The sequence below is a fragment of the Paenibacillus sp. BIC5C1 genome (assembly GCF_032399705.1).
In the GTDB taxonomy this organism is placed as follows: Bacteria; Bacillota; Bacilli; order Paenibacillales; family Paenibacillaceae; genus Paenibacillus; species Paenibacillus taichungensis_A.
Map to the genome: position 1 here is coordinate 219266 of NZ_CP135922.1, position 13935 is coordinate 233200.

Annotated in this window: 10 protein-coding genes; 8 read left to right on the top strand and 2 right to left on the bottom strand. The window is 44.3% G+C overall.

What is annotated here, in order from left to right:
- Nucleotides 1-3: 3 nt before the first annotated feature.
- The gene (locus tag RS891_RS01040) at nucleotides 4-1185 is read right to left on the bottom strand and encodes a NupC/NupG family nucleoside CNT transporter (protein ID WP_315794198.1); all 1182 of its coding nucleotides are present in this window, start codon (nucleotides 1183-1185) and stop codon (nucleotides 4-6) included.
- A 327-nt stretch (nucleotides 1186-1512) separates the two neighbouring features.
- Between RS891_RS01040 and RS891_RS01045 the strand changes: the two genes are divergently transcribed.
- Entirely contained in the window at nucleotides 1513-2607 is a 1095-nt protein-coding gene (locus RS891_RS01045; RefSeq protein ID WP_315794199.1) for a carbohydrate kinase, read from the top strand.
- Between the two features lie 329 nt (nucleotides 2608-2936).
- On the opposite strand, the gene RS891_RS01050 is transcribed toward RS891_RS01045, so the two are convergent.
- On the bottom strand, nucleotides 2937-3659 hold the full coding sequence (locus tag RS891_RS01050) for a hypothetical protein (protein ID WP_315794200.1): 723 nt from the start codon (nucleotides 3657-3659) through the stop codon (nucleotides 2937-2939).
- A gap of 201 nt (nucleotides 3660-3860) precedes the next feature.
- Between RS891_RS01050 and RS891_RS01055 the strand changes: the two genes are divergently transcribed.
- The 7 genes from RS891_RS01055 to RS891_RS01085 all read left to right on the top strand — a co-directional run bounded on the left by RS891_RS01055 (nucleotide 3861) and on the right by RS891_RS01085 (nucleotide 13912).
- Nucleotides 3861-5114: a mechanosensitive ion channel family protein gene (locus RS891_RS01055; RefSeq protein ID WP_113056308.1), complete on the top strand. Its 1254-nt coding sequence runs from the start codon at nucleotides 3861-3863 to the stop codon at nucleotides 5112-5114.
- Between the two features lie 223 nt (nucleotides 5115-5337).
- Nucleotides 5338-6588: a macrolide family glycosyltransferase gene (locus RS891_RS01060; RefSeq protein WP_315794201.1), complete on the top strand. Its 1251-nt coding sequence runs from the start codon at nucleotides 5338-5340 to the stop codon at nucleotides 6586-6588.
- 168 nt (nucleotides 6589-6756) lie between these two features.
- Nucleotides 6757-7611: an aldo/keto reductase gene (locus RS891_RS01065; protein WP_315794202.1), complete on the top strand. Its 855-nt coding sequence runs from the start codon at nucleotides 6757-6759 to the stop codon at nucleotides 7609-7611.
- A 300-nt stretch (nucleotides 7612-7911) separates the two neighbouring features.
- Nucleotides 7912-9606: an extracellular solute-binding protein gene (locus tag RS891_RS01070; protein WP_315794203.1), complete on the top strand. Its 1695-nt coding sequence runs from the start codon at nucleotides 7912-7914 to the stop codon at nucleotides 9604-9606.
- An 81-nt stretch (nucleotides 9607-9687) separates the two neighbouring features.
- Entirely contained in the window at nucleotides 9688-10614 is a 927-nt protein-coding gene (locus tag RS891_RS01075) for an ABC transporter permease (protein WP_397386880.1), read from the top strand.
- A gap of 30 nt (nucleotides 10615-10644) precedes the next feature.
- Nucleotides 10645-11529 (top strand): carbohydrate ABC transporter permease, encoded by an 885-nt coding sequence (locus RS891_RS01080; protein WP_113056313.1) that lies wholly within the window; start codon nucleotides 10645-10647, stop codon nucleotides 11527-11529.
- Nucleotides 11530-11578: 49 nt separating this feature from the next.
- Nucleotides 11579-13912: a helix-turn-helix domain-containing protein gene (locus RS891_RS01085; RefSeq protein WP_315794205.1), complete on the top strand. Its 2334-nt coding sequence runs from the start codon at nucleotides 11579-11581 to the stop codon at nucleotides 13910-13912.
- Nucleotides 13913-13935 lie beyond the last annotated feature (23 nt).

Sequence of the window (13935 nt, forward strand, 5' to 3'; positions counted from 1 at the left end):
TATTTACATAACAAGTCCCATCATAGTGCCTGAAATAACAGATGCTAATGTTGAACCTAACAGCAATTTAAGAGCAAACTTCGCAACATGGTCTCCTTGCTTGTCGCTAATCGATTTGATGGATCCGGAGATGATGCCCAGCGTTCCGAAATTTGCGAAACTAACTAAATAAACAGATACAATAGCGACCGTTTTCGAAGAGAATTGGTTCGATATATCCCCAAAGCTTAACATAGCTACAAATTCATTCGTAATCAGTTTGGTAGCCATAATTCCACCTGCTTGTACAGCTTCTGCCCATGGAACTCCCATTAAGAAGGCGATTGGCGCAAAAATATAACCAATTACCGTAACGAATGAAACGTGTAATGCGCTTTGGAAAATCACATTGATCAATTCCATTAAGGAAATAAAGCCCAGCAGCATGGCGCCAACAATAATGGCGATTTTAAAACCATCCATTACGCTTTCCCCAACCATTCGGAAGAATGGAAGCCGTTCTTTTTCCTCGATTTCAACTAAGTCCTCATTCTCATTCAGATCGTATGGATTAATAATATTGGCAACGATAAGAGCGCTGAAAATATTCAATACAACTGCTGTTACAACAAACTTGGGCTCCAGCATCTTGGCGTATGCTCCAACCATCGCCATGCTTATTGCACTCATCGCAGATGTACAAATCGTATATAGTCTTTCTTTGGACAGAAGAGGGATTTGTTTAAGAATGGTTAAAAATACTTCCGGTTGTCCAAGTGCAGATGTAGATATGGCAAAATAACTTTCAAGTCTGCCCATACCCGTGATTTTACTTAGAAATAAACCCAAATATTTAATGATGAAAGGTAATACTTTGATATAATTCAGAATTCCAATTAATACAGACATGAACACAAGAGGCATTAACACGCCAAGGAAAAACGGGACTTGACCTTCATTCGCCAAGCCACCAAATACAAATTGTATTCCCGCATTGGCAATCCCCATCAACTTTTCAAACAACAAGCCTACTTTTGTAATCGCAATAATCCCTATACTTGTGTTCATCATGGAGTATACCAAAAGGATCTGTATGACCAACATGATCAGAACACGGTTGTATTTTATTTTTTTGCGGTTGTTGCTTACTGCTAAACCAATAATAAATACAAGAAGAAGGCCGGTTAGTAAGAAAACAAAATTCATGTATATCTCCTCCATGTTAATGCCAATGTCTCATGCAAGATTGACTTGTCCGTCCACAAAATGATTAACAGCCAACGTACACCTCCTAATATCAACAAACAAATGTTTATCTGAAAAACATAAGTTTAGTATACGCTTACATTTTGATATGTCAATACGTAAACTCAAATCATAATGTTGGATATATATAACAACTTATGAGGATTGCAACAACTTGCATGGCACAACAACACGAATTTATTCTGGAGGCAGTTTTAGTTGTATAATGAATATGGAGGACAAACACGAGGTCGTATTGAGGAATATAAGAAGAAATGAGGTTGCTTCGTGGATAAAGAAAAACAAATTTTAGACTATATAAAAATGAATCCTTTCATATCACAACAAGAGTTATCCGCTAAAGTGGGCCTGTCCCGTCCGACGGTTGCCAATTATATTGCCAGCTTAACCAGGCGCGGTGAAATCAAGGGACGGGCTTATATTTTACGGGAGGAATCGTCGGTTGTTTGTATTGGAGGGGCCAACATAGACAAGAAAGCGCGATCGAATCAGATGATCAGTTATTCTTCATCCAATCCGGTGAAAATCAATGAATCCTGCGGCGGCGCAGCACGCAACGTTGCTGAAAATTTAAGCCGGCTCAATTGTAATACTTCCATTATGACTTGTGTCGGAGATGATAAAGAAGGCGACTGGATCCTGAATGAAATAAAGAGCCAAGGTGTTGATGTTAGTCAAGTTTGGGTGCTGCCAACTGAGCGGACGGGGATTTTTATCACTCTACTGGATCCAACCGGTCAGAGCGTGGTCTCGATGGATGATATGCATATATACGAAAAAATGACAACATCCATGTTTGAGGAAAAATGGTCCTACATCGTTTCCTCGCAAGCCGTTTTTTTGGATACGAATATTCCTGAGGAATGTATCAGCTATATCATTAAACGTTGTGCTGATGAACATATTCCTTTGTACATAGATCCTACATCCGCTGCCAAGACGCACAAACTTCCATTTCGTCTTGACGGAGTAGAACTGTTGCTCCCCAACCGGGTTGAAGCAGAGGTGCTTGCCGACATGAGAATTGACTCAATTGAGGATTGCCAGATCGCGTGTGAAAAAATTAGAGAACGTGGCGTTAAACAAGTTATGATTACGCTTGGCGATCAGGGGGTGTATTATTCTTCCTCGGAGGAATCTGGACATCTGCCTTCTTTCCTGACGGATATTGTGGATACCACTGGGGTTGGTGACGCGTTTTCTTCTTGTGCCATATATGGAATCATGAACAATGAATCGCTTCACAGCGCGTGCCAGCTGGGACTTGCCGGTGCTGTTCTTACCCTTCAAACGGAAGAATCGATTTGCACATCTTTAAAACCCGAAAAAATACATGAAGTTGTACAGGTGTATTCACGATAACATACACTTCTTGACTACATTAAATGGGCGATGTCTATGGCAAGTCATATAGGATCATGTTTTTAACAATAACTACGAAGGCGCTTCTTATGCCTCCACCAAAAATTGAAAAAAGCGACCGTATCAGTCGCTTTTTTTCTTTTTCGTAAAATTTGTCGGGGATGGTAAAATCGTATGGTTGAGGTCACATCAAATAAACTGGCATCTATAAGTACAAAGAAGGGCGAAACGAAAGTCAGCCCGCGCACAGGAAGTGAAGCGGACGAGCACACGCAGTGCAATCTACGCAACAATCTCATCTAAAATATCAGTAAATCTCTTGACTCATATTAATTATTGAACAGAGGTTCCGTGCGAAGCAAATAGTTACCCCGTACCTCCGCCGCCCAATAGGCAAAGACTTCTCTCCATTGAACACTGTTAAAGAAATCGTCTACGGACTGGTTTTCGGAATCCCAGTCAATAAAGATGTTGAGCGGTGTGATTCCTCCAGCCCAAATCCCATTACTGATGTCCGTTCCCTTCTCTCTCACCAATAAGATTGGAATGCCGAATTGAAAGGCCATGGCAGGCTCGATTTGGGAAAAGGTCGAACCTTCCCAGAACGGAGTGGTCGTTGGAGAAGCGCCCACATTGGAATCCAGAATTTGAACATAAAATCTGCGGAAGTTGATTGCGAGCAACCCATAGCTTGAAAAAACCAGACGCCGTATATTCGTTAGAATGTTTTCCGGGTATTGTTCACTAACGGGCAAAGTGCGGGGAAAGAGCAATGCATCTTCAATTTCCCTAACCAAACGGTTCAAAAATTGCTCTTGCAGATCATTTACCGTGTTGGTTGTACTCAAAAATATAGGAATACGAAAAGCACGGTCCACGCATGCATCAATAGCCGATGATATACCCTTTTCATTATGGATAGGCTTATTCGGATTTGAGGCAGAGGTTCTTACATGCCCGCGGACAGGTGGAAGCTCCGTTACCATGCTTACGGGAGAAAGCTTTTTCATGGGGAATTGCTGAGTCTTAGCCTTATTTTTTGGATTACTCAATGTTCACATCTCCAATGCAAGGATCTGGTTTATATTTAGCCCAGTCTATGCACATTAGCCCATTTATGTGACGTGATACTCATGAGGGAGGCAAGTATCCTGTACCCCATCAAACGATCACTGTAATTTTTTGAAATTTTACTTCGTACTAGAATGTAATTTATAATAATAAGTTAATATAAACCGCGTCAGGAGGATACAATGGACTTTATCAAAAATCAACTAGACGGAACTGGCATGAGTGAACAAACCATTGGATATCTTTCAAATTTGATCATGGTGGTATTTATAGCTGTGGTCTCCATACTGGCCAATTTTATAGCCAAAAAAATCGTACTGAAGATTATTATCCAAATCATCAACAACAATCGGTACACGTGGGATAAAATCATTGTGGAGAAAAAAGTGTTCCACAACCTCTCGCATCTGGTACCGGCGATTATCATTTATTATTCTGCGTATGTCTTCCCGTCCTATCAAGCTTTGATTGAAAAGGCAGCTTTAACTTATATGATCGTCATAACCATCACGGTATTAAATGCACTGCTTAATGCCTTTGATACCATCTATCGTTCCTATGAAGTCTCCAAGATCAGACCGATTAAGGGATACATTCAGGTGGCCAAGATCGTTCTTTTCATCATTGGGGGCATTATCGTCATCTCGAGCCTCATTGGTCAGAATCCGTTAATTATTCTGAGCGGACTTGGCGCGTTATCAGCCGTTCTGATGCTCGTCTTCAAGGATTCCATACTGGGACTGGTGGCAGGTGTGCAATTATCATCGAATGACATGGTGCGTGTGGGTGACTGGATAGAAATGCCCAAATATAATGCCGACGGTGACGTCATCGATATTACTTTAAATACGGTAAAGGTTATGAATTTCGATAAAACGATCACCATGATTCCGAGCTATGCTCTCATCTCGGACTCATTCAAAAACTGGAGAGGTATGCAGGTATCCGGTGGCAGAAGAATTAAGCGAAGTGTCTATATCGATACAAGCAGCATCAGCTTCTGTACCAAGGAAATGATTGGGGAATTTCAGAAGATCCACTATCTTACCGATTATCTCGAGACCAAATTAAATGAAATTAACGAATACAATATAGAACATCATATTAATACGGAAAGCATTGTGAATGGTAGACAGCTTACGAATGTCGGTGTATTCCGAGAATATATCCATCAATATCTGAGGAATCATCCGAAAATTCATAAGGATATGACGTTGATCGTGAGACAGTTGGCGCCGGGAGATAACGGACTACCCCTTGAAATCTATGCATTCAGCAATGATATCACCTGGGGTGTATATGAATCGGTTCAAGCCGATATCTTTGACCATATCTTCGCTGTTGCGCCGACATTTGGCCTTCGTGCCTTCCAAAACCCAACAGGTCATGATATCGTGCAACTAAAAGAAAGCCCCCAATATTCGAGAGGATATTGAGATAGGTTATGTAGCCGATCCAATATAAATATGAACAGAGGAAGCACCGTAATGGTGCTTTTTTTGTTTAAAAAGTGACATATATACTATTTACAAAAATGGAAATAATTAATAGTATATTCATATGGGCACAATTTCCAGTTTTTATTTTGCACCTATTATCTTGAAGCTAGAAATAAAATGTCCGCTTTGAAGATTGGAAAATTTAATGGAGGTGAATTTCGTGGCACGTGTATTAGTTGTAATGATGCCTGCAGAAGGGCATATCAATCCGACGCTCGGAATAATCAAGGAACTGGTAGAGAACGGCGATGAGGTCGTTTACTGTTGTACGGAAAAATACCGGACGAAGATAGAAGCGTTAGGCGCACAATTTAAAGCATACTCCTTCAACGAGGCAACCCTGCTCAACAACCCGGATATGAAGCCTTTTGAAATCAAGCACCCTTACCAATTTTTATATATGGTTTTGAAAAAAGTTATTCAACGATTTATTCCGGATGTTCTGAATCTGATCGAAAATGAAACCTATGATTATTTAATTTTTGACTCCTTAATAGGCTGGGGAGGACAAATTTTAGGCGAAAAGCTGGGTATCCCAGCAGTGTGCTCAACCACCACTTTTGTTTTTGTGGAGCCTCTCGGATCAGGTAATCAAAATCAACTGAAGGATGACGATGAGGAGGTCAAGGAGCTATATAACGGCATCATCGAGATGTCCCAGCAATTAGCTTCCCAGTTCAATGTAGCTGTGCCTTCTCTGGCGGATCTTTCAGGGCATCCAGGACAACTAAAGCTGGTCTATACAAGCCGTTATTTTCAACCCATGGGGGACAAGCTGGATGACAGCTATGTCTTCACCGGCCCATCAATTACCCCCCGCAAGGATGCACCATCCTTTGCCAAGGAATCTCTGCATGTCGTTTATAAACAGGCGGTTTATATTTCAATGGGAACCATTTTAAACAAGGATCTTGATTTTTATAAGCTGTGCTTTACGGCTTTCGGTGATTTGCCTGTGCAGTTTATACTGTCTTCAGGGAAGGATACTGATTTGGAGCCGATTGCGGATCTCATTCCTGACAATTTCATCATCAGACCCTATCTCCCACAATTGGAAGTGCTACAGGGTGTAGATGCTTTTCTGACACATGCGGGCATGAACAGTACAAGCGAAGCTTTGTATTATAATGTACCCTTGGTCATGCTCCCGTTAACCTCGGATCAGCCGCGTGTAGCAGGCCGGGTGCAGGAGCTCGGAGCAGGGGTCATCGTGGATAAAAATAACCTTACACCTGACGTGCTGAGAACCGCGGTACTAGAGGTGCTCGGCAATGTCTCCTATAAGGAACATGCTGAGGTTATTGGGAAAACGCTACGCGATGCTGGCGGGTACAAGCAGGCTGCTATGGCCATTCAGGACTTTATGGGCAATCGGTCGTTATCGGCCACGCCGATCTCATCGCTTGAATAAAGAGGCGACTTGCCTCTATTAATATTAGACGAGAAAGCCATCATCCCATATAACGGGGTGGTGGCTTATATTTGATTCATCCGTATATGGAGGGGTAGAATAAACGGAGAGGGCATATCACCTTTTCCATATCGTTTTAGTATATCTTTCGCAAAGGAGAGTTTACAGATGAATCATACAATTCCGGAATATACGTTGAATGATGGCTTAAAAGTACCTGCCATTGGCTTTGGTACCTATAGCTTAAAAGGAGAAAAAGGCGTTAAATCCATTGCGTCCGCGATGGATGCAGGTTACCGACTGATTGACACCGCGTATAACTATGAGAACGAGGCGACTGTCGGGAAGGCCATTAAGCAGAGCTCCGTTTCCAGAGAAGAACTACTCATTTCATCTAAACTGCCAGGGCGTTACCATGCCTTCGATAAGGCGATCGTAGCCATCCAGGAATCTCTATACAGGGCAGATCTGGATTATTATGATCTGTATCTGATTCACTGGCCGAATCCGAAGCAGGATATGTATGTGGAAGCGTGGCAAGCACTCATTGAGGCCAAAAAACGCGGATACATCCGTTCCATTGGAGTTAGCAATTTCCTTCCGGAACACAATGAACGCCTGATTAAGGAGACGGGAGTAGCGCCAAGTCTGAATCAGATTGAGCTGCATCCATTCTTCGATCAAGCCGATCAGCGGGAGAAGGATTCACAGCATGGCATTGTTAACGAATCGTGGAGTCCCATTGGACGTGGCAATGATGCAGTACAGGATATCGTAAAAGATGAGCAGATCCTACGTATTGCCGAGGCTCATGGCAAAACGGGTACGCAGGTTATTTTGCGCTGGCATACCCAGCTTGGTTCCATTCCGATCCCTAAAGCAGGCTCGCTTCAACACCAACAGGAGAATATCAATATTTTCGATTTCGAGCTGAGCGAGAAGGAAATGGAAGTCATTTCTTCTTATCATCGTAAAGATGGACGGTTGTGGAATCAGGACCCGAGTGAATACGAAGAATTTTAAAAGGCTTATCATAAAGAATTCGATCCAACACCTTACGGTGAGTTGAATGGGTATAAAATAAATATGGCCTTCTAACCTGCAGGGATGTAGATTAGGAGGCTTTTTGTTGTATGTTTTTACAAAACGTAAGGTTTACTAAACCGATGTGGCTGGTTCAATATTTTTCTAGACGATTTGACCAAACGGGTTATTTGGGGAAGGCCTCCTTCACCTTTTTTGTTAACCAATCAATCTGGAAATATGATCTTGATCTCTTGAATTTATGTGCAAATCCTGCGCTGCATAAGGAAATATCAAATTTTGGATATATCTGCAAGAATGGAGGATAGCCATTATATCGGGCAAGCGGTACCTTTATGGGGAGCGATGACAGGGTTGCTTATCCACGATACACATTCAATGGGGGGACGTGAAGTGATGAAAAGGTCATGGAGAAAACGACTGACAATTGGAATCTGCCTAATGATGAGTATTGCTGCTCTTGGGGGCTGTTCAGGAGACAATGGAAGTTCAGGTGAAGCAGGAGGAGATGGACCTACCCCCATTTCAATCTGGATGTCGATGAATACCAATGCTTCCATCACACTCAAGAGCATGAATGAAATCACGGCGATTAAGGAATGGGAGAAGAAGACCAATACCAAAATTGAATTCCAGCATCCTGCGGTGGGTGCCGAAACCGAACAGTTCAATGTCATGATTAACTCGAATCAGCTGCCTGATGCCATGTTTGTCAATGGAGATTATGCCAAGCTGTTCAATGATGGTATCATCATTCGACTGAACGAACTCATTGATGAATACGCTCCCAATTTGAAAAAGATCCTGGAGGAGAATCCCGAGGTTGCCAAACAGTTAAAAGCCGACAACGGAGATATCTATGCGATACCGCATCTGCGTCTGGGGGAATACAAAACCTTCGGCGGTACGTTCATTCGCCAGGATTGGCTGGATGAGCTGAAGCTGGAGAAACCGGAAACGATTGAAGAATGGGAGACGGTACTCAAGGCCTTCAAGGAGAAAAAAGGCGTAGCAGCGCCCCTGTTGTTTGGTGCACCACCCAAAATGACCACGATGGGACCAGCGGCACCGACATATCTGGAGGCTTACGGCATCACGAATAATACGTTTATGAAAGATGGCAAGGTGGTCTATGGGCCCATTGAGCCGGAATATAAGGAATTTCTGACGATGTTCCATCGCTGGTATCAGGAGGGATTGATTGATCCCGATTTTGCTACCAATGATCAGAAAACATACGACGCCAAAATTTTGAGCAGTCAAGCGGGTGCGTTTTTCACCTTCATCGGTGGAGGTGTAGGCCGCTACCTGCCCGCTCTGCAGGAAACGGATCCGAACGCCAACCTAACCGCTACCCAATATCCAGTACTGAATAAGGGTGATGAGCCGATGTTTACCGGACGTTCCTGGGAATGGAGCAGTAGCGGCGTTGTGCTCACCAATAGCAACAAGCATCCCGAAGAAACGGTCAAAGCACTCGATTATTTCTTCAGTGAAGAAGGACATATGCTCAAAAATTTCGGTGTGGAGGGCCTCACCTATACGATGAAGGACGGTTACCCGACCTATACGGATGAGATTTTGAAAAATCCGGACGGCCTGTCGGTTGCTCAAGCCATGGCCAAACATTTTATTGCCAACTACCCCTTTGTGGGGGAGGATGATGACCGGTACAACGAGCAATATTATCAGCTCCAACAGCAGAAGGATGCAGCGGTTCTGTTCTCCAAATACAGCGAGAATACGCTGAAGGTAGGCCTTCCTCCGACCAGCCTGACAACAGAAGAATCCACGGAGGACAGCAAGATCATGAGTGATATTGGGACCTACCGGGACGAGATGTTCGTCAAATTTGTCATTGGGGTTGAGCCGATTGAGAACTTTGACAAGTTTGTGGATCAGATCAACAAATTTAACGTGAAACGGGCTATTGAAATTCAGCAAGCTGCCCTGGATCGTTATAACGCCAGATAAGGATGAGATGTTCACGGGTGGTGAAGCCTTTTTACGGCTTTACCGCCGTGGATGCCCTCTTTGGAGTGAAAAAGGAAGGGGATGAAGGAGTTGTCGCACAAGCTTTCCTTATTATGGCTCAATTACAAAAAGAATAAATCCATCTATTGGATGGCTCTTCCCGTCGTTTTATATTTTCTCGTCTTCAAATACCTCCCGATGTACGGAGCCATCATTGCATTCAAAGACTACTCGGTGGGCAAAGGTATCTGGGGCAGTGATTGGGTCGGATTGCAGCATTTTCGGGATTTCTTTCAGAGCTATTATTTCTGGCGGATTCTGAAGAATACGCTTTTGTTAAGCTTTTATCAGCTGTTGTTTGGTTTCCCGGCTCCCATTCTTCTTGCTCTTCTGCTGAATGAGCTCAGGCATGAAATCTTCAAACGTACGGTGCAGACGATCTCGTACATTCCTCACTTTATTTCCATTGTCGTCATCTGCGGCATGATTGTTGATTTCTCGTCCCGGGATGGACTGTTTAACACCATCATTGGTTATTTTGGCGGTCAGAGCAGTGCGCTTCTCAGCGATCCGGCCAATTTCCGTACCATTTATACTGCCTCATCGATCTGGCAGGAGCTTGGCTTCTCCAGCATTATTTATTTGGCTGCACTTAGCGGCATTAACCCCGAGCTCTACGATGCTGCCAACGTGGACGGAGCGAGTCGTCTTCGCCAGGTATGGCATATCACGCTTCCTGGCATCATCCCGATGATTATGATTCTTCTCATACTCCGCATTGGCGGACTGATGGAGATTGGGTTCGAGAAAATTATTCTGCTCTATAATCCGAATGTGTATGATACGGCAGATGTGATCTCGACGTTTGTCTACCGCAAAGGGATAAGTGAAAGTGCCGAGTTCAGCTATACAACCGCAGTGGGTCTGTTCCAGTCGGTCATTAACTTTGCGCTGTTAATCGGTGCCAACCGCCTGTCCAAGGTGATATCCAATACGAAGCTGTTCTAGCCAAGAACGAGGTGAAGGGAGGGATTTCTTTTGCGAATGAAAAGGTCCATTGGTGAGCGGCTGTTTGGCGGTGCCAACGCGATTCTGATGACAGGGTTGATTATCGTAACCTTGTATCCGCTGCTGCATGTGCTGAATGCATCGCTTAGCGACTCAGGTCAACTCATGGCCCATAGAGGTCTGCTGCTTTTCCCCAAAGGAATTACAATGGATAGCTACAAGCTGGTGCTAAGCAACCCCAACATTCTGTCCGGATACCGGAATACGATATTCATTGTGGTGGTGGGCACAGCGCTGAATCTGCTGTTCACCATTCTGGGAGCGTACACGTTGTCCCGCAAAAGCTTTATGCTCCGCAATCCGATTATGCTGGCGATTGTATTCACGATGTTCTTTAACGGCGGAATCATACCGTCTTATCTGTTGATCAATAACACACTTCATATGGGCAACAGCCTCTGGGCTTTGATTGTACCCGGTCTGATCAGCAGCTATAATCTGATTATTATGCGAACTTCCTTTGCTGAAATCTCGGAAAGTCTTCTAGAGTCGGCCCGTATAGACGGGGCGGGAGAGATGCTCATTCTGTGGCGGATCGTCGTACCATTGTCCATGCCCGTTATTGCGGTGATGATTCTCTTTTACGGCGTTGGTCACTGGAATTCATGGTTCAGTGCGATCCTGTATATTCGGGACCGGAACCTGTTTCCGCTTCAACTGGTGCTGCGTGAAATTCTGATTCAGAATAGTACAGATTCGATGACCACAGGAGCGACCGCGATGGACAAAGAGGCTATCGGGGAAAGTGTAAAATACGCAACCGTCATGGTAGCTACCCTGCCTATATTGTTCATCTATCCGTTTCTGCAGAAATACTTTGTTAAAGGTGTTATGATCGGAGCAATCAAAGAATAGAGTTGCCTTATCAAGTCATACCAAATAACACAGTGTGAGGAGGAGACGCATGAAGAGAAAAAGCATCCTGTTATCCTGGGGCATTTCTTACATGGTCATTCTGCTCATACCGATTGTGATCGGTGCTGCTGTATTTGCCGAGTCTCGCATGTTGCTTGAGGAAGAAGTGAATCGTTCCAACATGGTGCTGTTATCTCAGGTACAGGAAACTATTGATAACCAGATTAGTGATATTGGCAGCATTAGCAATCAATTAATGGCTGACTCCCAACTCATGAGCTTCATCAATCATGCGTCTGAACAGGATGCCCGCTGGAGGTTCATGGGGATTGATCTGATCAAAAACCTGAAATCCACACGCGTCGGAAATGGCCTGATTAGTGAACTGTATATTTATATCAAACAACCGGATATTGCACTGTCCTCGTCTTCACTTATTCAAAAAAATTATCTATATGACATGTTCTATCAGGGCACCAATGTAACCGAGGAAGCATGGACCCGGCTTATGCATGATTCCGGCAAGAGCATGTACCGAAAGATGGAGGTTCGGAGTGAAGATAGACGGATTGAAGACACGCTGGTCTATATTCAGCCGTTTCCTATTCAGAATGGCGCTGACAGCCCTGCGACCTTTGTCGTTAACCTGGACCCCAACCGATTCCAGCAAGCCATTGATAATGTGCGTTTGGAAAAAGAGAGCACCGTTTTCATTCTGGATCACGACGGTCAAACGTTATTTTCTACCGGATCTCTTGAAACCCCTTACATGAATGGGGAAGACCTTAACCTTTTCGATGATGCTGGGAAAAGAACGGAAACGATCGATTGGAACGGAGAATCCGTGACCATATCGCAGATTTCTTCCAAGATCCAGGACTGGAAGTATGTATCCATCATACCTACCCGAATCTACGCCAAGAAGCTGACGGTTATCCGCGATATTACGCTTGGAGGCGTTGCCGCAGGGCTTATCCTTGGCGGGGTGGCAGCCTGGTGGTTCACCAGACGGAATTACCGTCCGCTGGGACGGATCATGAACATTATCTCGGATAAGGTCAAATGGAAACTGGAGCAGCCGGACGATGAATATGGCATTTTGCAATCTGTTCTGATTCAAGCCTGGGAAGAGCAGGATCAATTTGCGAATAGGCTTAAGGATCAGCAAAGCGTTATACGGAGCAGTCTGCTCTCCAAGCTGATGAAGGGAAGGGTACAGGTTGGTGAGGAATTTGCATCGACTCTGGAACGTTCAGGTATTCGATTCGAGACGGAGTCGTTTGCCGTATTGCTCCTGCACATTGAGGATGTTGAAGGGCTGTTCCGTTCCAGAGTACGTGAGCAGGACCAGGAGGAGAAGCATCAATTTGTGCACCTAATTCTGACCAATGTGCTGGAGGAGATGATCGGCTCAATCGGTCATGTATACTCTGCCGACATTGATGGAAGAATTGCGTTCCTGATCAATATTCGGGAGCGTGAGGAGGATACCAGTCATCGGTTAATTCGTGCAGTCGAAGAAGCCCAACGTTTCATCGGCTCCCGATTCTGCGTGTACTTCTCTGTTGGCGTTAGCCATGTTCATCACCGTATTTCGGAAATCGCGGATTGTTTCCGGGAATCGGAAGAAGCGCTGGAATACAGGCTGATTCTGGGGATCGGCCAAATTATTGACCCGAATCGAATTCGTCGGCCCAAGGAGGAGCTGTATTACCCTCTTGATCTGGAGAGACAGCTCATCAATTATATCGCTACAGGCAATTATGCCCGTTCCACGGAAGTGATGAACGAAATTCTCATGACTAATTTTGCGGGAGAGCCCTTGTCTGTTGAACTGGCTCGCTGTCTGATGTTTGAGTTGATTGGTACCTTTCTGAAGGCTACAGAACAGATCAAGACGGACGATCAGAAAGAGATGACGCAGCGCAACGATCTGATTCGGCAATTGTTTGCATGTGAGACCTTTGAGGAGATCGAGTCCGAATTGCTTCAGATACTGGAGACGGTATGCCAGACGGTGCATGAGCGCAAGCGTTCCCGCAGTGAGGAATTGAAGGAGCAACTGGTGGAATTCATTCATGAGAGTTATGCAGATGTCAATCTGGGCTTGACCCATTTATCCGAGCGGTTTCGGTTTCATCCAACCTATGTCTCCAAGTACTTTAAGGAACAGACCGGAGTCAACGTGATCGATTACATTAACCAATATCGAATTGAGCAATCCAAGAAAATTTTACAGGCAGAGGAATTGACGATCCAGGACGTATCCGAGCGGGTGGGTTTCCTGAACAGCAATTCGTTCATTCGTGTCTTTAAGAAATATGAGGGAATTACACCCGGCCAATATAAGCAAAACAGCAGACTTGTCCAGCAAGAGGGTTGAAGAATATGACTTGCCTAGAGGAG

Coding starts and splice junctions, on each gene's coding strand:
- RS891_RS01040 (WP_315794198.1), bottom strand. CDS start 1,185: ATGAATTTTGTTTTCTTACTAACCGGCCTTCTTCTTGTATTTATTATT.
- RS891_RS01055 (WP_113056308.1), top strand. CDS start 3,861: ATGGACTTTATCAAAAATCAACTAGACGGAACTGGCATGAGTGAACAA.
- RS891_RS01065 (WP_315794202.1), top strand. CDS start 6,757: ATGAATCATACAATTCCGGAATATACGTTGAATGATGGCTTAAAAGTA.
- RS891_RS01075 (WP_397386880.1), top strand. CDS start 9,688: ATGAAGGAGTTGTCGCACAAGCTTTCCTTATTATGGCTCAATTACAAA.
- RS891_RS01085 (WP_315794205.1), top strand. CDS start 11,579: ATGAAGAGAAAAAGCATCCTGTTATCCTGGGGCATTTCTTACATGGTC.